We start from the raw sequence: 23,851 nt of genomic DNA, 5'->3' as shown, positions 1-23,851 counted from the left end.
AAGAGTTTTTTAAGTTTAAAGGATGGAAGTGATTTCTTGATTTATTTGGATTACGCCGCTACAACTCCGATTGATGAGGAGGCTCTTGACGTATTCAGCCAAGCATCCCGGAAGTTTTTCGGGAATGCGAGCAGTTTGCATGATATTGGCTCTGAAGCGGCACGTTTATTGGATATGTCACGGCAGCAACTCGCAGAAATGCTGAACATAAAAAAGGAAGGAATCATCTTTACGAGCGGCGGATCAGAAAGCAACATGCTTGCGATAGATACTTTCATCGCTTCGAAACCATCCTGGCAGAACCACTTGATTGTAAGCCGGACTGAACATGCATCTCTTGCCAATTTCGTCGAAAAGCTTGAACAAGATGGCTTCGAGGTTACTTATTTACGGCATTTGAAAGATGGCCGTGTTGATATTGAACATCTGCAGGAATGCATGTCGGAGAGAACATGCTTAGTCATTGTCCAACATGTGAATTCGGAAATCGGGGTCATTCAACCCATTGAGCAAATAAGTGAAATCGTTCGAAAACACCAGGCTTTTTTTCATGTGGATTGCGTCCAATCATTTGCTAAATTACCGCTTGGCAAGATAGCCGCCTCATGTGATGGACTATCCGTTTCCAGTCATAAAGTTTATGGTCCAAAAGGGACTGGGGCCGTCATTTTCCCGGCCATCCATCAGTTGAAGGCTTCGGTACCGAATATCACTCATGAATATGGTTTCAGACCAGGAACAGTGGACGTCCCCGGGATAGCTTCCTTCGTGACCGCTGCTAAGAAATTGGGCGACATCATGGAAGATGAACGAAAACGGATTTCCGCACTTAGGACGCAATTGATTCAACGGCTGACGGAAAGGAAAATCGATTTTCAAATCATCGAAGCAAAATACGAGCAATTGCCTCACATATTGGCGCTGACCTTCGCTGGATTGCAAGGACAGTACATCATGCTGGAATTAAACCAGAAAGGATTCGCCGTTTCGACGGGAAGCGCCTGCCAAATCGGTAAACAGGATCCTTCAAAAACGATGATGGCCATTGGAAAAAGCGAAGATGAAGCCCATCAATTCGTCCGCTTTTCCTTTGGCAAAAACACGACGGCCGACGACATTCACAAGTTGGCGGACTGCATCGAAGGAATTGCTTCCATTCGATAAAACCCTCCAATCTGTGTTAGAATGTTTGTAATTAAAGAGGTGAATGTTTATGGAAAGAAAGAAATTACTTGGGGAAGAAAGACGGACGAAACTCTTACATTTATTGCAAACAAGCACGGAGCCTGTAACGGGCAGCGAGCTTTCGCAAATAACGAATGTAAGCCGGCAGGTTATCGTTGGTGACATTACCCTCCTGAAAGCGCGGAATGAACCTATCATTGCCACAAGCCAAGGCTATCTGTACCTGCAATCGGGGAGCACGCAGAAGCCGGAAAGGATCATTGCTTGCCAGCACGATCCTTCCCGGACCCAAGAAGAACTATATTTACTAGTGGATATCGGCATCACGGTGAAAGATGTCAAAATCGAGCACCCCGTATACGGCGACCTAACCGCTTCCATCATGGTCAGCAGCCGTAAGGAGGTCCAGCAATTCCTTTCAAGGGTGACGGCAACGAATGCATCGTTTTTATCGGAACTAACGAGCGGCATCCATCTCCATACACTGAGCGCATCATCTGAAGAACTGCTCGACGAAGCGGAGTGCGCTTTGAGGGATGCCGGCATTTTAGTCGATTGAATGAACGAAAAATCCTCAAAAGATAGGGCTTTTGAGGATTTTTTTTATGGACTCGCATGCTCACTCATCATTGGAATTGCTTTCATTTGAGCTTCCATTCCCGGAGTTTTCATCTTCGTTACTTCTCAACTGCCCTATAAGGCTAATGACGGAACCGACCGCCTGTACCCAGCCCCCCACCACTTGGATTAATTCTCCATCAGATGGCTTCTCTTCCAAATTAGGATATTGATATTTTTGCTGTTCCTGCTCCTTATCTTGTTCATCTTGTTCTTGATCCTTATCTTGGTCTTTTTCTAGAATGCTATTTTTAAGTTCGGCAATTCCACCCATCGCTTGCATCGAATTCCCAATCGCCTGCAACAAATTTCCCGTAGCATTGAAGGCCTGTTCCGGTTCATCCGGATTTTCGTATGCCCCCGCCAAAGCGGTTCCTCCTCCCAACGCTTGAATCAGATTGCCTTTGATGATTAATTCCTGTTTCGTTATTTCATCAAAATCAATGACTAGGCCTAAGATAACAGTCGAATTTCCGATTGCCTGTATTATATTCCCGAATTTATCCAGTGACCAGGTTTCTTCCGCGTCGGCCAATAAGGCATTTCCTGTTGCTTGAAGTTCATTTCCAATTAAATCCAAGTTAGTGCGAAATTCTTCGTCCAAGACATGTGAGGGTGTACCAGCAACAGCAGAAATGACAGTTCCTATCGCTTGAATCCAAGAACCGAAAGTTTCTTTGAATTGATTATCCATCTCTGCTGATCACCACCCTCTCTCTGTATTTTTTGATAAAAAAGGTGCATCCACTGAATTAGTTTTCAAAATATGTATTGCCAGTTCCACATATGGGCCACCGAGATTTACTTATTGTATTTGCTTTCAGCACAATCGGTGTTTGTTTTCCATCCAGAATCATAGGCACTTTTTATCATGAAAAACTTTCGCCATCTTCCCAAAATCCAATAAACCTGCCTATTGCTATATATTTCATCAAATGACAGCCCACCATTTTAGGAACTTGTACACAAGGGAAATACATCTTAACGAACACAAAAAATGCCCCGGAAATAATCCCGGGGCACCCTTCTTATTCATTGTACTCAGCTTTTAACATTCATCGTTGCGGTACACCAGTTTGGACTTTAAAGCATGTATAGCTTCCCATGATCGATACCGTACATCCTAAGGCCTCGAGCTCAGAGATCGCTCCTGGGATCAGGACATCGTCAAGGGACATTTCGATGTCGATGATGAAGAAGTAATTGCCTAATCCTGTTTTCATGGGTCTTGATTCAATTTTGGAAAGGTTAAGTTTCCTCCAGGAAAAAGCGGAAAGCACTTGGTGCAGCTGCCCTGAGTGGTCGGCAGGCAGCTGAATCATCAAGGTCGTTTTCTTATCCCCTTCAACGGTCAAATGCCCTTCATAGTCGACTTCACTGTTGGATACGACGATAAACTTGGTGTGATTATGTTCATAATCGTGAATATTTTGTTTGACAATCGTCAAACCGTACTCCTCTGCAGCCATATCATTTGCAATTGCAGCAATATTGATATCGGGATTCTCCATCACCATCTTCGCAGCGGCTGCGGTGGATGTGACATACTCATATGGAATGCCCCTTAGCTCATTATGTAGGAATTTGCGGCATTGAGCGATGGCATGGGAATGCGAATAAACCATGTCAGGTTTGAAACCAGGATATGCATGATCCGGGTGCACCATATAATGCTGTTGGATTGGAATCGTCACTTCGCCTTTCATCGGCAATGTGACTTCATGGACTAAGTAATCCATCGTTATATTTACCGAACCCTCTAAGGCATTCTCGATCGGCACGAGCGCGTGATTTACTTCCCCGTCCCGAACAGCATCAAGGCAGTCCGGAATCGTGTTCATCGGTATTTTTATATCATTAGGAAATAGTCGCGATACAGCTAAATCCGTGAACGTTGCTTTTGGTCCAAGAAATGCAATTTTCGCTGTCATATTATAAACTCCTTTTCACGGAAAATCTATTGTTTATGTTATGCCATTTTCTGATTTTTTACAATAGTTAATCGTTAATTTCCTTACAAATGAAAACAGCCTGAAGACAAACCCGATAATAAATGAGTTTGTCTTCAGGCTAATTTATGTTTTTAAACGTTGACCGTTGATTTTCGCTCCAGGCACTCGCTTTCCGCGGGCGGTCCGGGAGCCTCCCCGGCGCATTTGCGCCTGCGGGGTCTCCCTTGGACTCGCTTTTCCCGCAGGAGTCTCGTACCTTACGTTCCAATCAACTTCGTCTATTCAGCGAGATCAAAAATGATCACGAGAGCCCATTGGCCTTTAGGTTACGGCTGAGCCACGCTTTAAAGATATCGACCTGTTTGAACAGATTTACTATTGCATCTTAATGAAAGCTTCCGGATTATTTCGCGGAGTACTATCTACGGTCTGCACCGCATGAAACGAATAGGCAAACTTTTTTGTTCAGTATCAGTTGGAAAAGGTTTAGGAAACCTTTTGTCTACAAACTGACAGCCTGTACATGTGTCATGTACAGGCTGTTGTCATGCGCCGTTACCAATGATTTCGACTTTTTCGACGAACTCCATTTTACGCAGTTTAGTGAGCAGTTCATTAATATCCATCGTCATCCCACCCGTATTCAGGGATAGGGTGACATTTGCACGTCCCTGTAAAGGAATCGTTTGGTGGATGGTCATGATGTTGCAACCGGATGAGGCGACGAGCCGTAAAAGCTCCGATAGAGTACCAGAACGATCTTCAAGATAGAAGAACAGTGTAATCAGCTTTTCCTTAACAACTGTATGAAATGGAAAAACCGTGTCACGGTATTTGTAAAAAGCACTCCTGCTTAGGTCCACTCGCTGTACCGCTTCCCAAACTGATTCCGCTTTTCCCCGTTCAATCATTTCTTTTGCATCCAGCGTTTTTTTCATCGCTTCGGGAAGGACATCCTCTCGAACGAGGAAAAATTTCTGATCGGACTTATTCAAACTCCGCACGCCTCCTTTTGCCTGCCATCATGGTCTCCAATCAATCAACAAATTCAAATTCATATTCAAGGATGCGGACGATATCGCCATTTGTCGCACCTTTTTGGCGAAGGCCTTCGTCGACTCCGAATGAACGAAGCTGTCTGGCGAAACGACGTATGGACTCTTCACGGGTGAAGTCAGTCATTTTGAATAGACGCTCGATCTTGAATCCTGATACGGCAAAGCTGCCATCGGGTTCGCGTTCAATGTTAAATTCATCCGACTGTGATGTATGTTTATATAGAACCCGGTGGATTCCAGTATTTTCTTCTTCATGTTCAAGAGGGAACTCAGGGGTCTCTTCGATTTTATCAGCGATTGCATAAAGAAGCTCACGGATCCCTTCACGCGTCACGGCAGAAATCGGGAAGACAGGATAGTCTTCTTCCAGCTTTTCTTTGAAAGCAGCTAAGTTATCTTCTGAGTCCGGCATATCCATTTTACTTGCTACAATGATTTGCGGACGTTCAGTCAAGCGCAGGTTATACTCTTCCAATTCTTTATTGATTGTTTGGTAGTCTTCATATGGATCCCGGCCTTCAAGACCCGACATATCGATTACATGAACGATTACCCTCGTTCTTTCAATATGGCGCAGGAATTGATGTCCAAGTCCCACTCCTTCTGAAGCGCCTTCAATCAGACCAGGTAAATCGGCCATGACGAAGCTGCGGTGATCTTCCGTTTCCACCATTCCGAGGTTCGGTACGATCGTTGTAAAATGATATTCGGCAATTTTAGGCCTTGCTGCGGATACGACAGAAAGCAAAGTGGATTTCCCTACACTTGGGAAACCAACCAAACCGACATCAGCCAACAGTTTCAATTCCATGACGATATCGCGTTCTTGGCCGGGTTCGCCATTCTCCGCGATTTCAGGTGCAGGATTGGCAGGCGTGGCAAAACGGGAATTTCCCCGGCCTCCGCGGCCACCTTTGGCGATAACGGCGCGTTGTCCATGCTCAACTAAATCAGCAATGACTTCCTTCGTTTTATCATCGATGACAACGGTGCCAGGTGGAACCTTGATGACCATATCTTTTGCAGCCGCACCATGCATGTTTTTGGACATGCCATGTTCTCCGCGAGGTGCCTTAAAGTGACGTTGGTAACGGAAATCCATTAATGTACGCAAGCCCTCTTCCACTTCAAATACGACATTGGCACCATTACCGCCATCTCCGCCAGCCGGTCCGCCTTTAGGTATGAATTTCTCACGACGATAAGCAACTATCCCGTTACCACCGTCTCCGCCTTTTACATAGACTTTCGTTTGATCGACAAACATGCTATCACTTCCTTGTTTTCTGCAAGTCAATTCTTGCTGTATACTTCTCTAAAAGTTAATATCCATCTTAAAAAATATTTCATCCTCATTACATTCAAGAATTTCAATTGATTGCTCGGCCGTTAATGAACTCTCCAAAAACTCGATCACTGGGGATTGATCAATGAACCTGCCTTGCATATGAAATGTACAGTGCATATCGCTCACTTCTTTTTTACACATAGAAACAGCCAGTATATTTTCAAAAAACGGATCCAGGTTTTTATCCAGAATCTTGAAGAAATCGTTTGTCCAGCGATACATCAGCCCGTCCATCTCGGCTGAGCCTTCAAAAACATCAATGATTTCATATTCGCAATAAAATGATCCATTATTCCAATTCGACGTCAACAGCATCTCGGTGAACTTAGGCAAATTCAAACTGGAAAGTCGTGCTTCATTCTGGGTTTCAACAATGATTTCATCAATGATGCCCTTGACACGATCAATTCTGTTCAACTCCAGATTCCCTTTGATGATTTGAATTTTATTCAGCCAGTCATGCCTGGTTTGACGCAGAGTTTCAATAGTCGTCCAATTTTTATCCATTATTAACACCTTCAATTATGATAAAGAAACTTTTTTCAGCTCTATCATGTTGAATACTTCCATTTGTACAGTATATCAAAAAAACAACAAACAGGAAATGAAGCTCGATTCACATGCCTTCACATGAAAGCCCCCGTCCAAAAAATACAGCCGCACACCCTGAGTTCTTTGGACGATGGTAGAGCCATTTGAACTAAAAAAGAGAATGGGCCTTATTTATGCACCAATTGGAGATATTATAGTTGAATTGGAGTGTCTATTTGGTTTAACCAAATCGGATGGATGAATAATCTTGGATTTACCCCCTGAAAGTTTAAGAAAGCCCGCCTATTGGCGAGCCTTTTGTAAGTCAGAGGTTGTTTCCTTATACTAATGACTAAAGTCTCCTGCAAAATGCTGGTTCGTTCCTATAGTATAAATAAAGGGCCGGACCCCTTCATCACTATATAGCATACCATTATTAATAATGACGCGGTATATAGTGTCTTGTAGAAGGAATCAGACCCTTTTGAGTCAGCCTCTGTTCAAAGATGCCAATTATGCTTCTTGTGCAACTGGATATACGCTTACTTTTTTACGGTCACGTCCGAAACGTTCGAATTTAACAACACCGTCTACTTTAGCGTATAGAGTATCGTCTCCACCACGGCCTACGTTCTCACCAGGATAGATTTTTGTTCCGCGTTGACGGTAAAGGATAGAACCACCAGAAACGAATTGACCATCTGCACGTTTAGCGCCAAGACGCTTAGATTGAGAGTCACGTCCGTTCTTTGTAGAACCTACTCCTTTTTTCGAAGCGAAGAACTGAAGATTTAATCTTAACATTTGTTCCACCTCCTATTGGTTGAGGATAATTTTCATGTATTTACCATAATCACGTTCGATAGTTTGCAGCGATATGAGCATTCCGTTCAAAAGCAGCTGAACCTTCTCTTCCGATTCCGGCGAAAGATTCCCCGGAATGGCGCAGCGAAGATAGCCGCCTTCTCGCCCTTGCTCAATCTCAGGCTCTACGTCCGTTAAGGACATGATCGCATTGACTGCCCCGAAGGAAACAGCCGATACACCTGCACAAACGATATCAGAACCTTTTTTAGCAAAATTAGCATGTCCGCTTAAGGTGAACGAAGCAATCCGTTCCTGCGGAGCATCAAATACAACTTTAATCATCTAGAATCAGCCCTTACGCGTTGATTGCTTCGATAACAACTTTAGTGTATGGTTGACGATGACCTTGTTTTTTACGATTGTTTTTCTTCGCTTTGTATTTGAAAACAGTGATTTTCTTTTGCTTACCTTGTTTTTCGACAGTACCTGTTACAGTAGCGCCTTCAACTAGTGGAGCACCGACTTTCACGTCTTCGCCACCTACGAATAAAACTTTGTCAAATGTAACAGTTTCGCCTGCTTCTGCGTTTAATTTTTCAATGTAAACCGCTTCGCCAGCTGCTACTTTAATTTGTTTACCGCCAGTTTCGATAATTGCGTACATACTTGCACCTCCTTAAATGTCTCAGACTCGCCAATCACAGGCGTTTTACCAAAAAGGCAAAAGCTTAAAACCTGATGTTGAGCGGTTGTAGCACGGGTGCTACAAACATAACATTAAAATCCTACCATGAAACAGGAAAGGCTGTCAATATATTTATAACAATTCCCGCTCTTCACTCGAAAGCCCGCCCGATTTCCTGAATGCTTCCGAATCGCTTGATGGAATAGGCATTCGTCAAACCTGGGATAAAAGACAGGATTATCTTTTTAGCGATCAATTCCTCCAATGCCGGCCGATATGATTCCTTTTCACCAAGCAGCACGTCCGCCACCGCTTTACTGACCTCCACCCATACCGCTTCATCATCCGTCTTCCTGTGCTCTAGCAGTTCACGTTCCAACCGGAAGGCCACCGTTTCCGGGCTCTCGATTTTACCGCTTCCGCTGCACACAGGGCAAGGTACCGTCGTCATTTCACTTAAAGACGGGGAGGTTCGCTTTCTCGTCATTTGTAAAATGCCCAGTTCCGTAAAACCGATGACCTGGATTCGCTTTTCATCCCTCACCGCTTCCTTTTTGACGATTTCGATGATTTCCTGCTTATGCCGGGACTGGTCCATATTGATGAAATCTATCAGGATAATTCCGCTGATATTCCTCAATCTCAGTTGACGGGCGACCTCTTTCGCCGCAGCCTGATTGACCGCAAACAATGTTGCTTCCTTCTCCACCTTGCCGGTGAACTTACCTGAATTGACATCGATTACGGTGAAAGCTTCCGTTTCTTCAAAAATTAAATATCCGCCATTATCAAGCCAAACGATTTTCTTGGCCATTTTCTCAACTTGCGCTTCCACATTCCATTCGGAAAAAATATTCCTGGTACCCGCTACATGGGATATTTCCCACTCCTTACGGTTTTCCTGTATCCACTTTTTCAACTCGAGATAGGTCTCGAAGTCATCGATGGCAAGTTCCCCGTTCGCCGTTCCCGACATTTCGGAAATGATCATATCAAGGTATGCTTCCCTTTCATAGAGAAGGGACGGGGCCTTTAGGGACGCAGCCTTGACTTCAAGCCCTTTATGGAGCTCCCGCAATCCAGTTAACCTGTCAAGGAAGACCGATTCACTTTCGTTCTCCATCGAGGTGCGGACAATCAGTCCCTCATCAGGATTTTTATGCTGCATGGCCGTTTCCCGCCATTGCTTCTGAAGATCGTCGTTTTTGAATTTCTTTGAAACACCAACATAATCTATTCCATGTATGTAAACGAGGGACTCCGTTGAAAACTCGATCAGCCCCGTCAATTTAGCTCCTTTTGTTCCCGTTTCATCCCGGGTCACCTGAACTAGCAGCTTTTCTCCCTGACGGATAAATTGACCGATGGGTGCTTTCCCATCACTTTTTTTTGTAAGCTGGAAGGAGGGAATCTCGTCACGGTGTAAAAAACCATTCTTCTCTGCACCATAATCAATGAAGGCGGCATCCATTCCCGGCAGCACCTTCGTCACCTTCCCAAGATAAATATTACCGACCGTACTGCGCTTTTGAGGCGGCATGATTTCAAGTTTACGTAAAACACCATTCTCAAGGACGGCCACTCTTTTTTCGCGTGAAGCTAGGTTCGCGATCATTTTTTTCATCAAAAAAAATCCTCTCCTCAATTTGAAGAAAGGATAACATATTTAATAAGAATATAATAGGTCGCCGATTTTCCCGTTCGTCATTTTCTCCGAAAAATAGGCGTGAAGGATTTCCGTTTCATCCAACGAGCCGCTCTCTTTCCCGTTTTTCATGATGATGACGGGGTGTTTACAGCCGCGTTGAAACAGTTCCAGCACTTTATAAATCGGTTCTTGTGAATCCACCGATATCGGCTTCAGTTTCGCCAAATCATTCGTATGCCCGTAATGGCGCTGCAAAAGAAAGCGGATGAACGCGTAATACCTCTGCCGCCATTCCATGACGAGTGAGAGACTTATGAAAAAGATGATGAGCCAGATGTTCAAATTGAGCGGATCCAATATGATCCAGGTCAAAAAAGCCAGGACAGCGAATACTGCAGAAAAGTGAAGGGTATGCTTCTGCGCTTCCAAAAAGGTGCAGTATAGGGAAATACCGATGAATAGCAGGCGTCCCCCGTCCAAGGGCCAAATTGGCAGCAGATTAAAAATCAGCAGCATGAGGTTCATATACAAAAAGGGCTGGTACAGCTCATATGGGATAATAGTGAAGAAATAGAGCAAAAAAGCTGCGCCAATGAGCCAAACATGTTGAAGCGGACCGGCAAGCACCACCGCCAAATCCTCCTTCAAACTCTTATTTCCATACTCCTCAGTCTCGACTGCCCCGCCAAAAGGAAGAAGCTGGATTGACTTTATCCGCCATTTGAAGTGCTGGGCACAGACAGCATGCCCCATTTCATGAATGAAGACGATGAGCAGCAGCATCATCATTTCAACGAAATGGGCTGTGAGGATGGCGATGCCAATGACAAACCACAGTGTCGGGTGCACCCTGATTTTAAACAGTAACTTCGCATATTCACTCAAAGGAAATCACCTTTTTAGGATCGACGAAAGCATCATTTTCTTTTATCGCTAAATAAAATCTGCCCTTGGATCCATCTTCACTTAGTGTAACCTGTCCGACTTCATTTCCCTTTTTAACGAACTCATACAATTTCACATCAATTTCTTTCAGCTGCCCATACCAAGATTCAGTTTTATTGGCATGCTGAATGACTACCGTCTTTCCGATCCCCTCCTTTTCACCGGCAAAAATGACGACCCCTTCATTAACGGCCTCGACCTTTGAGCCTTTGCTCGTTTCCAATATGATTCCCTCACCGTTCGTCTCGAAGTTTTGGGTAATCTTCGCAGAAGCAGGCATTGCATATTCCTCATTCGAATCAACAGTTTCCGTATTGGCTTCATTCGGTAAAAAAGCGATTGGTTTACCAAACGCACTTTCGTACCAATTGGAGATTGAAGCGAACTGAAATTCCTTGTTCATGTTCTCCGTGACAAAACTTCTGGCAGGGTCCAGCCGCACAGAAGGGTGTTTGAACATCACCGCAACTATCAGGAACAGGCATACACTGGCAAGGATTTTAAAGAAAAAATATTCTTTCTTGAAGAGCGGATGATCTTTCTCGGAATACCCGTTATATGAATCAATCCCATATGGTTCCTCATTGTTGATTTCCGTCCAACTGCTGCTTCCTGCCGGCTTATCATTAAACTTGCGTCTCTTGGCAATACGATTTCGGATATCTTTCCTGCGATCATCCATTCCAGATTCCCCTCCCTGCTCATGTCAAAGCGCTATATTACAACGTATGAGCAACTTGTCCAGACTATGACGGAGAAAAGATATTCTTTCTGCACATCCTGAAAAATTTTTTCCAATGAAAAATCATCAAGAAACCAATGAATTTCCAAGCTGATTTCTGTATCGATTCAGAAAATCTAATAATTGAGATTGATATTGTTCCCTGAAATTTGTTATAATAAAGTGGTTTTAACATTATTGAGGGGGAACAATTTTTTATGTCAATCGAAATAGGCAGCAAAGTACAAGGTAAAGTAACAGGTATCACTAATTTTGGAGCATTCGTAGAATTACCAGGAGGCTCAACAGGTCTTGTGCATATCAGTGAGGTAGCAGATAGCTATGTAAAAGACGTAAATGACCATCTTAAAGTAGGCGACCAAATTGAAGTAAAAGTGATTAGTGAGAAAGACGGAAAAACTGCCTTGTCCATCAAAAAGGCTATAGATAGACCCGAAGGGCAAACCTCTTCTTATACCAAACGCCCACCACGCCAAGGGGATAGCCGTTCTAAAGATTTTCGTTCAAAAGGTAATTTCCAACCAAAGGAAAATTTCGAAGATAAAATGGTGCGCTTTTTAAAGACTAGCGAAGAAAATTTATCGACTCTTAAACGCAGCACTGAATCAAAACGCGGCGGCAGAGGCGGAAGACGCGGATAACCCGCTGCATTTTAGCATATAGAACAGGCAAGCCGGGATACGGCTTGCCTTTTTTATTTTCCTGAAGTTCCGTCCAAAAAAAAAGCGAGGGCATCAAATGCTCCCCGCTTCTTGACAAAGGAATATAGATTTACCGCACGCTAAAGAATTTTTTCAACTTGGACATGAAGCCCTTTGGTTCGCTGCCAATTGGAGTCAAAGGCACAGATTCACCAAGGATCCTTCTGGCAATGTTCCGATAGGCAAGCGAGACTCGATTGTCCGGATTGTATGCAATGGGTTCCTTTTTATTCGCTGCCACAATGACCTGGTCATCATCAGGAATGACGCCGATCAAATCAATCTTAAGAAAATCGGCAACTCCATCGATATCCATTTCTTCATCCTCATGAAGCAAATGGCCGCGAATCCGGTTGATGATCAATTGAGGCGGTTCAATATGCTCTTCTTTTTCAAGCAGGCCAATAATACGGTCAGCATCCCTTACAGCCGGTCTCTCTGCCGTCGTAACGATAATCGCCTTGTCTGCCCCAGCTATAGCATTCCTGAACCCCTGTTCGATGCCTGCAGGGCAATCAATGATGACATAATCATAGTCAGGCTTCATATCGCTTATGAGTTTCCTCATCTGCTCTTCATTCACCACTGTTTTATCACTATTTTGCGGAGCTGGAAGCAAATAAAGCAAATCCTCGAAATGTTTATCCTTAATGAGCGCCTGGTGAATCTTGCAGCGCCCTTCGACCACATCGACCAAATCATAGATGATGCGATTCTCCAATCCCATGATCACATCCAGATTCCGAAGACCAATATCCGTATCAATCAAGCAAACCTTCTTGCCTAGAAGAGCTAAAGATGTTCCTAAATTGGCGGAGGTGGTCGTTTTCCCGACACCACCCTTACCGGATGTTATAACTATTGCCTCTCCCACGATTAGAGACCCCCTTCTAATCTATTTAAATTAGGTCTATATTTCTTTAAAACTTGCAGTTTTTCTATAATGATATTTTCTTCTTCATCCATGAAGGCACATTCCAAGTCATGTCCCCATTTTGAATATTGATCGGGAGATAAGTTCACTTGTCCGGCAATGCGCAGCTGGGCAGGCTTCATGACAGAGGCAGCTATGATGGCCTCATTATTCCCTTTATATCCGGCATGGGCTATTCCCTTTAGCTGTCCCATGATATATATGTTGCCACCCGCACGAACCGTTCCGTCGGGATTGACATCCCCAATTAACAGTAAGTCACCGGGAACTTCAAAAACCTGTCCCGACCTTATCACCTTTGTCACTGTCGTCACTTGGTTTTCTTCTTTCCATCGTTTCGCTTCATCCTTCGTCAGGACATTCGAAATCATCTCAACCACGAAAAGCTTCTTCTTTTTATGGATGACCTCTTTAATCTTTTCTTCTTGTTGTTCATCAAGATAGCGGTTCCCTGTATGTACTTTTACGGAAATGGACGGGTCATTTTCTTGAAACTGATAGTTTGCCGAAAGCTTCACTTCTAACTCTTTCAATAATTCGGAAAATGAGCAAGAATCATCGAGATGAAGCATAAACCCGTCTTTTGTTCCCTTAATCATGACATTTTGCTGAATTCTTTTATTCATGACGTTTGTTTCACCTCAATGAAATATAATTCGACATAGGAAAACAAATTTCCTTTTTCTACGTACACGGAAAAGAGAAAATACATTTCCCACCTGCTTCTTAAAGACACAGGAACGTTATTCCGTTTCTCCTTGCAAATCAAGCATTTCAATCATTCTTTTTAAAGGATAGCAGCTGATGATAATGAATGCGAGATTCAATAATAATGTCGGAATCAATCTCCGTTCCGCAAATTCACCAAATCCCATATCTGCAAATGATAGGATGATATTCATCTGAAAGATGACAACCTCTAAAACTGCCGTGAATAAAAGCGCAGTAAGGCAGGCAACCAAAATATTATTTTGCAGGATTTTCATGCTTTTCGATATCAGATAGGCAAGAAAAGGCAGCAGGAACATGTAAATTCCAAGGATTTCCGTATATACGACATCATAAGTCAACCCAAGAATCGCCCCATAAAGCATACCCATTTTCCTGGACCCGTACATGGTCAGGAAAAAAACGAATATCATCATGAAATGGGGCACGACGATTTTATCGGCCCCGAATGCATCTCCAGCGAACATCTGGGCGAAGATGCTTTCAAAAACAAAAAAAACCAAGGCTATGAAAGAAAGGATGAAATATCTCACTCAGCTTCATCCTCCCCTTCACTTTCTTTCGTTACACCATCCACTTCACGCTGAACGACCATGACATTATTAATATCATAAAAATCCGTCGAAGGTTCGATATATGCAGTCTGGTTCAATCCATATTGATCCACTTTGACATCGACAACTTTCCCGATCAGCAGACCCTTCGGAAAGATTCCTCCATAACCGGATGTGATGACCAATGAATTTTTCTTGATCTTTTTATCGTAAGGAATCCGTTTCATCAGCAAAAGGTTCTTCTTATCATCGAACCCTTCAATCAAGCCATATGCTTTATCATCACCCTGAACGATGGCTGAGACACGGTTGGCTTTATCGATTGAACTTAAAAGTTGAACCGAGGCCGTGAAATCCGTCGCCGATTTCACCTTACCGACTAACCCATTGGAAGTGATGACAGCCATGTTTTTTTCTACCCCATTACGCTTCCCTTTATTGATCGTCAGCATTTCATGCCAGCGGTCGGGATTACGGCCGATGACCGTCGCCTGAGTGGGCGAATACTTCCGCAGGTCATCTTCTTTTTTGAGGTTGTCGCGAAGTTCTTCATTTTCTTCCTTTAAATCTTGGACTTGGGTTTTCAATAATACATATTCATCCAAGCGGGCTTTCAATTTTTTGTTTTCATCGTATGTATGTTGAAGGTCTTTTAAGCCCCCTACAAAACCTGTTATACCCGATACTGGCTTATTAAACACATTTCCGACCCAGCCTGTCGTATCTTTCAGGAATTGCTCCGGCCAGGTCAACTCTTCTCTCTCCCTTAATGAAAAACCGATCAATGCCACGAGAACGATAATACTAACGAGCAAGAGAAGGAGCTTTTTATTAAAAAACTGTGGCATGGTGATTACACCTCTATCTAAAATTTACTCTATGGTTTTTTTAAATTACACTATGGATTTAATGAAACAGCAAAACATAAGAAAACCGGCTCAAAATTGCACCTTTTGTTGAGCCGGCCCTATTTGAGAAGTAATGTGCTTATCGCGAATCTCTTGATTTAGTCTTGAATAAATGAATGTGGTCCAGCGCTTTTCCCGTTCCGATCGCAACACAATCCAGAGGATTTTCAGCGATGATCACCGGCATTTGCGTTTCTTCACTGATGACTTTATCCAAATTGCGCAGCAAAGCACCCCCGCCTGTCAGTACAATGCCTCTGTCCATGATGTCAGCGGCTAATTCAGGTGGTGTTTTCTCTAAAGTGTTTTTCACGGAATCCACAATTGCAGAAACAGTGTCGCTTAATGCTTTGGATATTTCCTCAGCTGTAATTTCGATCGTTTTTGGTAATCCGGTCAATAGGTCACGGCCGCGAATTTCCATGTTTTCAACGCCTTCCGTGTCTCCAGCAGAACCAATTTCCATTTTGATCGCTTCAGCAGTACGCTCACCGATCATCAAATTGTAGTTCTTACGGATGTAGACGATTATGGCATCATCCATTTCGTCACCGGCAATACGGATCGATTGGCTTGTAACGATTCCGCCAAGGGAAATGATGGCCACTTCCGTCGTCCCTCCGCCGATATCGACGACCATGCTGCCTGTAGGCTCCCAAACGGGAAGGTCCGCACCGATCGCTGCTGCAAACGGTTCTTCGATAGGATATGCGTCACGGGCTCCAGCTTGTCTTGCTGCATCGATGACTGCACGCTGCTCAACTGCCGTAATTCCAGAAGGCACACAAATCATGACATATGGCTTGTTGCCGAATACGCCCTTCTTTTGAGCTTCCTTCATATAGTACTTCATCATGGTAGCCGTCGTTTCATAATCGGCAATTACTCCATCCTTCATCGGGCGCAGGGCAACCACGTTACCAGGTGTACGGCCGATCATGTTTTTCGCATCGTTTCCGACTGCAACGATTTGCTTTGTATCTGTTTGCACCGCTACAACCGATGGTTCACGTACTGCGATGCCTTTTCCCTTCACATAGACAAGCGTATTCGCCGTTCCTAAATCAATCCCTATATCTCTTGCTCCAATTCCAAACATTCTGGTATCTCCCTTTCGTAAACAAAAATGCCTTTTTATAAGTTCAAATAATAATTTGTCGTTTTTTGACAATAAGAGTTTTGAAAAAGTTTCCTCTTTTAAAAATCATAAACAATATTATATCGTATCGTCAAAAAATTTGATAGTGTCATAAATAACCTTTTTCCTTCAAGCTAACATATTTATGTTCCCCGATGATGATATGGTCCAATACTTCAATGCCGATTATTTTACCACATTCGACTAACCTTTTCGTCACTTCAATATCTTCTCTGCTGGGAGAGGGGTCTCCGGAGGGGTGGTTATGAAGACAAATGATAGAGGCAGCTGACCTTTTGAAAGCCTCTTTAAAGACCTCGCGCGGATGCACGATCGAGGCATTGAGGCTCCCGATGAATACCGTAGTTTTTTGTAGCACTTGATTTTTCGTATTTAAATAGAGACAGACGAAATGTTCCTGTGATAAAAACCGCATTTCCTCCATGCAATAATTAGCTCCGTCTTCAGGAGATCGAATCACATAACGGTCTTGGTCATTCAAATTGTTAATTCTCCTGCCAAGTTCGACAGAGGCCAGGATTTGTATCGCTTTTGCTTCACCAATCCCTTTAATCACGGTCAGTTCTTCCACTGAGGCTTCTTTTAGCAGGCGCAGGCCCTTGAAGGAATTGATGAGCCTGCCGGATAGTTGCAGGACTGATTCTTCCCTTGATCCCGTCCTCAATAGCAAAGCAAGCAATTCCTGATTGGAAAGACTTTGCGGCCCGTCCTGGAGAAACCTTTCGCGCGGCCTCTCTTCTTTCGGGTAATCCCGTATTAACATTTTTTCGCTCAAAAGATCAACCCTTCCTTAGAAAAGGGAAGATGCCAGGGGAAATCTGATTATCCTAACTCTTCCTGCATCGCTTTAAGTTCCCGGGCCAGTCTTGAGACCGGAAGCCCGACGACTGAGAAATAGTCCCCTTTGATTTGTTTGACAAGAAGAGATCCGTATCCTTGAATCCCATAGCCGCCAGCTTTGTCAAAAGGTTCCCCGCTATCCAGATATCGTTCGATTTCAGCTTCTGGCAGCTCCCAAAATGTCACTTCCGTTTTTTCTGCGAATACTCTGCGATGCTTTCCGAACAGGATGGCGACACCTGTGTATACTTCATGTGTCCGTCCTGATAACATTTCCAGCATTCTTTTTCCATCCGCCCTGCTTACCGGCTTACCCAAAATCTTACCATCAAGGACAACAACGGTATCCGAGCCGATTACCCAGCTTTCCTGAAATTTTGCTGCGATGGCTTCCGCTTTACGGGATGCCAGTTCTTTCACTGCTGCATCAGGACACATGTTTTCATCAATACTTTCATCAACATTGGAATTCATGCTTTCAAAGGGGATTTGAAGAAATTGAAGAAGTTCTTTACGACGTGGTGATGAGGAAGCTAAAATCAATGGCTGCATAATATAAAAGTCACCTTTCTTTACATAGGGAGATACATATCTATCCTATCAAATAATGGTGCAATCCACAATTATTGTTTACTAGGAATCGACAAATCCTTGTAAGTATTTCCCGGAAAATAAAAAAGGGTGTCACAGATGGTTTCATATTGGGAGGCTTGTCCCATTAGGCAGCCCCCCCTTTTTTCTTTACTTTTGGTAATTCAATAAAAAATTCAGAAGACTTTCTTGAGCCTGGAATAGCTTTTCTTCATTTTTGGAAGTCTCATATTCATCAATCGACTTTGCCGCAGCAGTCAGGTCATCGTTCATCTTTGAAAACGCCGGCGATAATTTCCCCGCCTTCAGTTCATCCATGTTTTTTTTCAGGGTTTCCCCGTTTACCGTCCCTGCCTTTCCGCGAAGCTTTGTTGCGGATGTTTCTGCCAACGAAGCATATACTGCCTTCATCTTGTCGAGGGTTTTTTCATCTTCTTGGCTTGTCCCGGCCGCTTCAAAATTGATTTCCTTCCAATATACATCCACATCATATGACTTTAAGAACAAGGCCAATTCTTTACTTGCAGCTAGACTCTCTGCCGATCCCAGAAATAGATAATAGCTTTCTTCCAATTTGAAGATTTCAGCAGGAACCTGCTTTTCAATGATTTTCTTTTGAATTTGCCTTGCCGCATCCTCGCTGCTGAATACTCCTCCCTGTACAAGGAATGTCTTCAGCTGGTTTCCCGGTTCAGTCACTGCCGCTTTTTTATCTTCAACTGTGGCTTCGGTTGGAATCGGGGTCTCGACCGAAGATACTTCGGCTTTTTCCTTTGTTATCGTTTTAACGGCGATCAAGCCAAGAATCGACCCAAAAAACACAGCACAAATGACTGCAATCATGAATGTCTTGATCGGTCTTTTATCCGAGCTTTTCAGTGACCCGGTACCAAAGCCGATGAGCTTCGGCATTTTCTTCTTTGGCGGTGTGGGGACCAATACGATCTTGCCTTCATTTGAATCCTCAGGGAGTATCCATTCGAAACTCTCATCAGTTTGTTCCTGCTCCTGCTCCTTACTCGCCGCCTCTTGACTTTCAATTTTTTTATCGCCAAATACTTTTTCTTCCCCATTTATTTTAATCGTTACACCCTTGCTTTGTTCCGGCTTGCCCAATTTTTTTCCTCCCCTCCAGATCATTTTTTTCATCCTATCATAGAGGGAAAAAAAAATAACAAGACTTTTGTCGTCTTGTCATTAATAGGTTTCGTCAAATTTCCCTATTCATATATAGGTAACAAAAAAGGAATTCCGTGTACTGGTACTATTGCTTCATGAACCATTCCATATCACCTCTCACGAATTACATACATCCCTCCATCATTTCATAATCTCTTGCCGTCACATGGGGATGGTTCCCTACTGAGCTATTGTTCAGGTGGTTTTTGACAAATTCCTCTTGATCAGGATGGTCCTTTAAGCTCATCTTAAAAATGTTACATACCAATGTAATAGCGAATCGCCCCATAAATAAGCAGTCAATGTCCCAAAAACGATATACGGTCCGAAAGGAATAAGGGTTTTCTTTTTTAAGATTCCGGTCAGCAACCCAGTGATGCCAAGCAATGCCCCATAAAAGCACGCAAAAAGCAAAGATAACAGCACCATCTTCATTCCCAATACGAAGCCAATCACTGCAAACAGCTTGATATCACCGCCACCCATGCCACCCTTACTCACGACCGCGATTGATAACAGCAGGCTAAAGCCAACCGCTGCCCCGACAATTGAATCCCACCAGGGCATCAATGGAAATGAGACTCTTAAAACAATAAAAATCACTATAAAGAAAAGCAGTATTTTATCGGGTATGAGCATATAGGCGACATCAGTCACGAAGATGATCATAAATAATGAAATCAATATCCAGCCAACCAAAAGTTCGCCCGACCAGCCAAGGAATATCGGAGCAGAGGCAAACAAAACACCGGTCAGCATTTCCACGGCTGGATAAAGGGGGGATATCCTTGCTTTACAGCCCCGGCATTTACCGACTTGCAACATATAAGAAATAACCGGTATCAACTCGAAGAATGTCAATGTACGCCCGCAAGAAGGGCAGGCGGAACGACGATTCGCGAATGAATGACCAGCTGGAACACTTAAACCGACAACGTTAAAGAATGAGCCTAAAATCAAGCCCAATACGAAGAGATAGATATGGATAGCCATCATTTATGCAACGTGCATGAGGATTCGATTGCCTTTCTTTGAAATCCTGATATAAAAGTCCCTTCCGCTATGTAATTAACCATTGGGTTCTTCATGCTCATCCCTCCCGTCATTTTATTAAGCAGATCCTACTATTCAACATTCATATGGAATGCAATATATAATCATATTTTAACAAATAAACTGGGTGATTTGTTATCAATCACTCTATTGGAGTTTTTTCTTTTCAAGAGTCTCTTTAACAAGAGAAAAGGACCTTTGAATACATATCTTTCACCAAATCATAAATGAAAGCGAAGTCAATGACAGCCTCAATTTTACGAAAACAATAAAGACTTTTGGCAAAGGGGTTTTATATAAAAGTTAAAACAAAGTTGATTGGAGCGGGTGTACGAGACTCCTGCGGGAAAAGCGAGTCCAGAGGAGACCCCGCAGGCGCAAGGCGCCGAGGAGGCTCCCGGACCGCCCGCGGAAAGCGAGTGCCCTACGTTCCAATCAACGTTTAAATTGCACCCCTCCCTAAAAAACTGCAGGCAAACCCGCTTTGCTTTGGTTTCCATGATAAAGTGCCTCATTGCGGTAATGCACATCCTTTAGGCTCTGATGAGGAACTCCCTCACAAGTGAAAGGAAATGAAGGGACCCTGTAATGACAAGAATCTCTTTATCCCCCGTTTTCCTTCTGCCTTCCGTTATCGCCGCCTGCCAATCCTTATTTATACTTTTATTTGGATGATTGCATTTTTCATAAAGCGTTTTCGCATCCGCCGCCCGTTCATGGTCGAATTCGGTAATGATGATTTCCATCGCCCCCGTTTCCAGTCCATGAAGCATCTCGGAATAGTTTTTATCTTTAAAAGAGCTGAATACGAATCGGTACTGATAGTCGGGGTAATGCACTTTTAGCGTTTCCTTCAGAACGTCGATGCCGGCAGGATTATGTGCACCATCAATGATCACCAACGGCTCATCCGATATTTTTTCAAAGCGCCCATCCCATTTCGCTGCCCCTATTCCTTTAAGGATGCTTTTTTCATCGATATTTTCCATCCCTACTGTGACAGCAGCAATGGCCAGTGCCGCATTCTCCATTTGATGACGGCCCAGCATCCGCATTTCCACATTTTCGATTGACCTATCGGCAAGCGCAAATGAGAAACTTTGCCCACGTTCACTTCGCTTCATATCGCTAACACGAAAATCTTTACCCAATTGGTAATAAGGTACGCCTAAAGCTGACGCTTTTTCTTCAATTACTTTTGCTGGTTCCCCGGCTGTGACTCCGCTGATGACCGGCGCTCCGCTTTTTATGATGCCTGCCTTCTCAAAAGCAATTTCCCCAAGTGTGTTACCCAGGATGTTCGTATGTTCCAAAGAGATCGAGGTAATGATCGAAAGAAACGGCTGGATGACATTCGTTGTATCAAGCCTGCCTCCCAAACCGGTTTCCATCAAAACTAAATCGACTTCCTTTTTGCTAAAATAAGAGAATGCCATTGCAGTCAAAATTTCGAACTGGGTGGGACCATTCCCCTTGCTGTCCATCTCACGTATGATCGGCCAAAGCTTCCGGAAGACATCGATGAATTCCTGATCACTGATTTCATCCTCATTCACCTTCAGCTGTTCATTCATCCGTATTAAAAAAGGAGAAGTGAAGGAAGCGACCCGAATCCCTTGGGCAAGCAGAATTTCTTTAATATATTGCAGTGTCGATCCTTTCCCGTTGGACCCCGCAATGTGAATATACTTTAGCTCCTTGTGCGGGTCGCCTAATTCTGTTAACAATGTTTCCATCCGTGACAGGCCAAAATTCATGCCCAATCGAACTTGGCGCCGTTCAAAAAATTGATTGATTTCTTTCATGGTTGTAACCATTATCGTGGAGCCTCCTCTTTCTTTATACCGCTCTTATGCGTTAAGATTATTTTATCAATATATGTACGATTAACCTAGATGAAAGGTAGTGTTTTACCATGAAAACTTCAGATTTCCACTGCTGGATTGTCGTCAACGGCTATTTACAGCATGATAAGTTTTCCAGTTTAGCTTTGTTCATTAAAGAGGCGGCTGAAAGGAAAGATATCACGGCAACCCTTATCCGCAATTCAGATCTCATGCCTATAATCGAAAAAGGAGTGCCGCTGCTTAAAGGAAACTTTGATAAGCTGCCGGATTTTGTTCTGTTCATGGATAAAGACATTCATTTGGCGCGCCATTTGGAATTGCTCGGCATCCCCGTATATAACAGCAGTGCAGCAATCGATATATGCGACAGCAAAGCAAAAACACATCAAGCCTTAACAGGGCATGGCATACCGATGCCGAAAACCATATTTCCCCCTTTTACGTACGAAGGGATTGAAAGGGTCAATATGGATGCTTTTATCCAAATCGGCAATGAACTCGGTTATCCTCTTATCGTTAAGGAAGCATACGGTTCTTTTGGGGAACAAGTATATTTAATCCAATCAGAGGATGAGTTACTGAAGACGGTCCGTGATCTTGGCCACAAACCATTTATCATCCAGGAATTCATCGAGCACAGTAAAGGTCGGGATATTCGCGTGAATGTCGTGGGCAATCAAGTCATAGCAGCGATGCAACGTCATTCCGAGCAGGACTTCCGAGCTAATATGACTGCCGGGGGACAGGCTGCACCATATATCCCCACTAGTGAAGAAGCACAACTTGCCATTCGATGTGCGCAAATTCTGGGTGCCGACTTCGCTGGCGTCGATTTGCTGTTTGGTGAAGAAGGTCCGCTTTTGTGCGAAGTGAATTCAAATTCGCATTTATTGAACATTTATGAATGTACTGGCATCAACATCGCCGATAGCATGTTCGATTATATCTTGAAAGAATTAGGAAAAGGAAGTGCATCTGATGAAAAAACAAGCAGGCTGGTTGATTTATAACCGCGAGGATGCCTTGAAAAATAAAGGATACATAGATTGGATGCTTGACGAAGCCAGTAAGCTTGATCTTGATTTACACTTTCACTTTCGGGAAGACCTTAGGATCGGACATCGTTTCAACAAGTTGTATGTGGAACATGAGATGCAGCCAATTTCATTGCCGGACTTTGCCATCGTCCGGACCATCGATCCTTTTTTCACTAAGCAACTTGAGCAATTGGGGATTGCTTGCTTTAACTCCTCCTTCGTATCGGAAATCGCGAATGACAAAGCAAAGACGCATCAATATTTGTCCTCGCTGGGGATTCCAATGGCCGATACCGTATATTGTAATGGAAGGCCGAGTGCCGATGACATGGAGCTCCCTTTCATTGCTAAAGAAACAAGCGGCCGCGGCGGGAAACAAGTATTTTTAATCGAGCATGCCGATGATTTTGCCCAGCTGAATGATGGGAATTGGATAGTTCAAAAACCTGGCTTATTCGGTAGGGATATCCGCGTTTTTGTGGTTGGTAATAAAGTGAAGGCTGCTGTACTCAGGGAATCCGCTTCCAGTTTCAAGGCAAATTATACGCTGGGCGGATCGGCTTCGCTATATGAGCTGACTGCATCTGAATTAGCCCTTGTTGAAAGAGTAATGAGTTCATTTGATTTCGGCCTGGTCGGTATCGATTTCATATTTGCCGAAGATGGCAGCCTCATGCTGAACGAAATTGAGGATGTCGTCGGGAGCCGGACATTAAGTGCACTAAGTGATATGAATATCGTATGGGAGTACCTTACATTCATAAAAGAAAGCATATCCTCTTCTTAAATAGCATGTAAAC

Annotated in this window: 26 protein-coding genes and 1 other annotated feature; of the genes, 5 read left to right on the top strand and 21 right to left on the bottom strand. The window is 43.6% G+C overall.

Annotated elements, in window-relative coordinates; translation table 11 throughout:
* Nucleotides 1-36 precede the first annotated feature (36 nt).
* On the top strand, nt 37-1,164 hold the full coding sequence (locus AC2YHV_RS00735; RefSeq protein WP_095679654.1) for an IscS subfamily cysteine desulfurase: 1,128 nt from the start codon (nt 37-39) through the stop codon (nt 1,162-1,164).
* 49 nt (nt 1,165-1,213) lie between these two features.
* Nucleotides 1,214-1,744: a transcription repressor NadR gene (locus AC2YHV_RS00730; RefSeq protein ID WP_063575563.1), complete on the top strand. Its 531-nt coding sequence runs from the start codon at nt 1,214-1,216 to the stop codon at nt 1,742-1,744.
* Between the two features lie 60 nt (nt 1,745-1,804).
* Here AC2YHV_RS00730 and AC2YHV_RS00725 read toward each other — a convergent pair whose 3' ends face one another.
* The 11 genes from AC2YHV_RS00725 to AC2YHV_RS00675 form a co-directional block, all read right to left on the bottom strand.
* On the bottom strand, nt 1,805-2,497 hold the full coding sequence (locus tag AC2YHV_RS00725) for a DUF6944 family repetitive protein (RefSeq protein WP_063575562.1): 693 nt from the start codon (nt 2,495-2,497) through the stop codon (nt 1,805-1,807).
* A gap of 361 nt (nt 2,498-2,858) precedes the next feature.
* Nucleotides 2,859-3,734: a prephenate dehydratase gene (gene pheA, locus AC2YHV_RS00720; RefSeq protein WP_063575561.1), complete on the bottom strand. Its 876-nt coding sequence runs from the start codon at nt 3,732-3,734 to the stop codon at nt 2,859-2,861.
* 566 nt (nt 3,735-4,300) lie between these two features.
* The gene (locus AC2YHV_RS00715; RefSeq protein WP_034308837.1) at nt 4,301-4,750 is read right to left on the bottom strand and encodes an ACT domain-containing protein; all 450 of its coding nucleotides are present in this window, start codon (nt 4,748-4,750) and stop codon (nt 4,301-4,303) included.
* 40 nt (nt 4,751-4,790) lie between these two features.
* Nucleotides 4,791-6,080 (bottom strand): GTPase ObgE, encoded by a 1,290-nt coding sequence (gene obgE / locus AC2YHV_RS00710; protein WP_048688961.1) that lies wholly within the window; start codon nt 6,078-6,080, stop codon nt 4,791-4,793.
* Nucleotides 6,081-6,128: 48 nt separating this feature from the next.
* The gene (locus AC2YHV_RS00705; RefSeq protein WP_063575560.1) at nt 6,129-6,668 is read right to left on the bottom strand and encodes a Spo0B domain-containing protein; all 540 of its coding nucleotides are present in this window, start codon (nt 6,666-6,668) and stop codon (nt 6,129-6,131) included.
* Nucleotides 6,669-7,205: 537 nt separating this feature from the next.
* Nucleotides 7,206-7,496 carry a 50S ribosomal protein L27 gene (gene rpmA, locus AC2YHV_RS00700; RefSeq protein ID WP_034308845.1) on the bottom strand — a complete coding sequence of 97 codons (291 nt, stop codon included), beginning with the start codon at nt 7,494-7,496 and terminating at the stop codon, nt 7,206-7,208.
* 12 nt (nt 7,497-7,508) lie between these two features.
* Nucleotides 7,509-7,841 (bottom strand): ribosomal-processing cysteine protease Prp, encoded by a 333-nt coding sequence (locus AC2YHV_RS00695; RefSeq protein ID WP_048688952.1) that lies wholly within the window; start codon nt 7,839-7,841, stop codon nt 7,509-7,511.
* Nucleotides 7,842-7,854: 13 nt separating this feature from the next.
* On the bottom strand, nt 7,855-8,163 hold the full coding sequence (gene rplU / locus AC2YHV_RS00690; RefSeq protein WP_034308849.1) for a 50S ribosomal protein L21: 309 nt from the start codon (nt 8,161-8,163) through the stop codon (nt 7,855-7,857).
* A gap of 13 nt (nt 8,164-8,176) precedes the next feature.
* Nucleotides 8,177-8,260, bottom strand: a sequence feature (ribosomal protein L21 leader region).
* A gap of 75 nt (nt 8,261-8,335) precedes the next feature.
* Nucleotides 8,336-9,808, bottom strand: a complete 1,473-nt coding sequence (locus AC2YHV_RS00685) for an Rne/Rng family ribonuclease (RefSeq protein WP_487372390.1) — start codon at nt 9,806-9,808, stop codon at nt 8,336-8,338.
* Between the two features lie 42 nt (nt 9,809-9,850).
* A complete protein-coding gene (locus AC2YHV_RS00680) occupies nt 9,851-10,717 on the bottom strand; it encodes a M50 family metallopeptidase (protein WP_034308855.1) in 867 nt (288 codons plus the stop codon).
* Nucleotides 10,710-11,459 carry a M23 family metallopeptidase gene (locus tag AC2YHV_RS00675; RefSeq protein WP_034308857.1) on the bottom strand — a complete coding sequence of 250 codons (750 nt, stop codon included), beginning with the start codon at nt 11,457-11,459 and terminating at the stop codon, nt 10,710-10,712. The genes AC2YHV_RS00680 and AC2YHV_RS00675 overlap by 8 nt, the downstream gene beginning before the upstream one ends.
* A 257-nt stretch (nt 11,460-11,716) precedes the next feature.
* Here AC2YHV_RS00675 and AC2YHV_RS00670 point away from each other — a divergent pair, with 257 nt between their 5' ends.
* Complete coding sequence (locus tag AC2YHV_RS00670; RefSeq protein WP_034308861.1) at nt 11,717-12,160, top strand: S1 domain-containing RNA-binding protein; 444 nt, start codon at nt 11,717-11,719, stop codon at nt 12,158-12,160.
* A gap of 130 nt (nt 12,161-12,290) precedes the next feature.
* Here AC2YHV_RS00670 and minD read toward each other — a convergent pair whose 3' ends face one another.
* The 10 genes from minD to AC2YHV_RS00620 form a co-directional block, all read right to left on the bottom strand.
* Nucleotides 12,291-13,094: a septum site-determining protein MinD gene (gene minD, locus AC2YHV_RS00665; protein ID WP_034308862.1), complete on the bottom strand. Its 804-nt coding sequence runs from the start codon at nt 13,092-13,094 to the stop codon at nt 12,291-12,293.
* A gap of 2 nt (nt 13,095-13,096) precedes the next feature.
* Nucleotides 13,097-13,780, bottom strand: a complete 684-nt coding sequence (minC, locus tag AC2YHV_RS00660; RefSeq protein ID WP_034308864.1) for a septum site-determining protein MinC — start codon at nt 13,778-13,780, stop codon at nt 13,097-13,099.
* 117 nt (nt 13,781-13,897) lie between these two features.
* On the bottom strand, nt 13,898-14,416 hold the full coding sequence (gene mreD / locus AC2YHV_RS00655; RefSeq protein WP_057276634.1) for a rod shape-determining protein MreD: 519 nt from the start codon (nt 14,414-14,416) through the stop codon (nt 13,898-13,900).
* Nucleotides 14,413-15,285: a rod shape-determining protein MreC gene (gene mreC / locus AC2YHV_RS00650; RefSeq protein ID WP_057276635.1), complete on the bottom strand. Its 873-nt coding sequence runs from the start codon at nt 15,283-15,285 to the stop codon at nt 14,413-14,415. Before mreC ends, mreD begins: the two co-directional genes overlap by 4 nt.
* Before the next feature lie 139 nt (nt 15,286-15,424).
* Nucleotides 15,425-16,444, bottom strand: coding sequence for a rod shape-determining protein (locus tag AC2YHV_RS00645; RefSeq protein ID WP_034308871.1), 1,020 nt, complete (start codon nt 16,442-16,444; stop codon nt 15,425-15,427).
* 148 nt (nt 16,445-16,592) lie between these two features.
* Nucleotides 16,593-17,267: a RadC family protein gene (radC, locus tag AC2YHV_RS00640; protein ID WP_053537324.1), complete on the bottom strand. Its 675-nt coding sequence runs from the start codon at nt 17,265-17,267 to the stop codon at nt 16,593-16,595.
* A 59-nt stretch (nt 17,268-17,326) separates the two neighbouring features.
* Complete coding sequence (locus AC2YHV_RS00635) at nt 17,327-17,896, bottom strand: Maf family protein (RefSeq protein ID WP_098186765.1); 570 nt, start codon at nt 17,894-17,896, stop codon at nt 17,327-17,329.
* A 189-nt stretch (nt 17,897-18,085) separates the two neighbouring features.
* Nucleotides 18,086-19,051 (bottom strand): hypothetical protein, encoded by a 966-nt coding sequence (locus AC2YHV_RS00630; protein ID WP_142398224.1) that lies wholly within the window; start codon nt 19,049-19,051, stop codon nt 18,086-18,088.
* Between the two features lie 306 nt (nt 19,052-19,357).
* A complete protein-coding gene (locus AC2YHV_RS00625; RefSeq protein WP_487372389.1) occupies nt 19,358-20,110 on the bottom strand; it encodes a prepilin peptidase in 753 nt (250 codons plus the stop codon).
* Nucleotides 20,111-20,700: 590 nt separating this feature from the next.
* Nucleotides 20,701-21,984, bottom strand: a complete 1,284-nt coding sequence (locus AC2YHV_RS00620; protein ID WP_487372388.1) for a bifunctional folylpolyglutamate synthase/dihydrofolate synthase — start codon at nt 21,982-21,984, stop codon at nt 20,701-20,703.
* Between the two features lie 98 nt (nt 21,985-22,082).
* Here AC2YHV_RS00620 and AC2YHV_RS00615 point away from each other — a divergent pair, with 98 nt between their 5' ends.
* Entirely contained in the window at nt 22,083-23,024 is a 942-nt protein-coding gene (locus AC2YHV_RS00615) for an ATP-grasp domain-containing protein (RefSeq protein WP_487372387.1), read from the top strand.
* Complete coding sequence (locus tag AC2YHV_RS00610; protein WP_487372386.1) at nt 22,993-23,838, top strand: ATP-grasp domain-containing protein; 846 nt, start codon at nt 22,993-22,995, stop codon at nt 23,836-23,838. Before AC2YHV_RS00615 ends, AC2YHV_RS00610 begins: the two co-directional genes overlap by 32 nt.
* Nucleotides 23,839-23,851: the final 13 nt, after the last annotated feature.

It is taken from the genome of Peribacillus sp. SRI_006, assembly GCF_057586375.1.
Note: the sequence above shows the minus strand (reverse complement) of the source record. Positions and strands in the feature narration are given on the sequence as shown.

What these genes read in the sequence shown, in the direction of transcription:
- AC2YHV_RS00730 (WP_063575563.1), top strand. Translation starts at nt 1,214, where the DNA reads ATGGAAAGAAAGAAATTACTTGGGGAAGAAAGACGGACGAAACTCTTA.
- AC2YHV_RS00725 (WP_063575562.1), bottom strand. Translation starts at nt 2,497, where the DNA reads ATGGATAATCAATTCAAAGAAACTTTCGGTTCTTGGATTCAAGCGATA.
- pheA (WP_063575561.1), bottom strand. Translation starts at nt 3,734, where the DNA reads ATGACAGCGAAAATTGCATTTCTTGGACCAAAAGCAACGTTCACGGAT.
- obgE (WP_048688961.1), bottom strand. Translation starts at nt 6,080, where the DNA reads ATGTTTGTCGATCAAACGAAAGTCTATGTAAAAGGCGGAGACGGTGGT.
- AC2YHV_RS00705 (WP_063575560.1), bottom strand. Translation starts at nt 6,668, where the DNA reads ATGGATAAAAATTGGACGACTATTGAAACTCTGCGTCAAACCAGGCAT.
- rpmA (WP_034308845.1), bottom strand. Translation starts at nt 7,496, where the DNA reads ATGTTAAGATTAAATCTTCAGTTCTTCGCTTCGAAAAAAGGAGTAGGT.
- AC2YHV_RS00695 (WP_048688952.1), bottom strand. Translation starts at nt 7,841, where the DNA reads ATGATTAAAGTTGTATTTGATGCTCCGCAGGAACGGATTGCTTCGTTC.
- rplU (WP_034308849.1), bottom strand. Translation starts at nt 8,163, where the DNA reads ATGTACGCAATTATCGAAACTGGCGGTAAACAAATTAAAGTAGCAGCT.
- AC2YHV_RS00685 (WP_487372390.1), bottom strand. Translation starts at nt 9,808, where the DNA reads ATGAAAAAAATGATCGCGAACCTAGCTTCACGCGAAAAAAGAGTGGCC.
- AC2YHV_RS00675 (WP_034308857.1), bottom strand. Translation starts at nt 11,459, where the DNA reads ATGGATGATCGCAGGAAAGATATCCGAAATCGTATTGCCAAGAGACGC.
- AC2YHV_RS00670 (WP_034308861.1), top strand. Translation starts at nt 11,717, where the DNA reads ATGTCAATCGAAATAGGCAGCAAAGTACAAGGTAAAGTAACAGGTATC.
- minC (WP_034308864.1), bottom strand. Translation starts at nt 13,780, where the DNA reads ATGAATAAAAGAATTCAGCAAAATGTCATGATTAAGGGAACAAAAGAC.
- mreC (WP_057276635.1), bottom strand. Translation starts at nt 15,285, where the DNA reads ATGCCACAGTTTTTTAATAAAAAGCTCCTTCTCTTGCTCGTTAGTATT.
- AC2YHV_RS00645 (WP_034308871.1), bottom strand. Translation starts at nt 16,444, where the DNA reads ATGTTTGGAATTGGAGCAAGAGATATAGGGATTGATTTAGGAACGGCG.
- radC (WP_053537324.1), bottom strand. Translation starts at nt 17,267, where the DNA reads ATGTTAATACGGGATTACCCGAAAGAAGAGAGGCCGCGCGAAAGGTTT.
- AC2YHV_RS00635 (WP_098186765.1), bottom strand. Translation starts at nt 17,896, where the DNA reads ATGCAGCCATTGATTTTAGCTTCCTCATCACCACGTCGTAAAGAACTT.
- AC2YHV_RS00625 (WP_487372389.1), bottom strand. Translation starts at nt 20,110, where the DNA reads ATGATGGCTATCCATATCTATCTCTTCGTATTGGGCTTGATTTTAGGC.
- AC2YHV_RS00620 (WP_487372388.1), bottom strand. Translation starts at nt 21,984, where the DNA reads ATGGTTACAACCATGAAAGAAATCAATCAATTTTTTGAACGGCGCCAA.
- AC2YHV_RS00615 (WP_487372387.1), top strand. Translation starts at nt 22,083, where the DNA reads ATGAAAACTTCAGATTTCCACTGCTGGATTGTCGTCAACGGCTATTTA.
- AC2YHV_RS00610 (WP_487372386.1), top strand. Translation starts at nt 22,993, where the DNA reads ATGAAAAAACAAGCAGGCTGGTTGATTTATAACCGCGAGGATGCCTTG.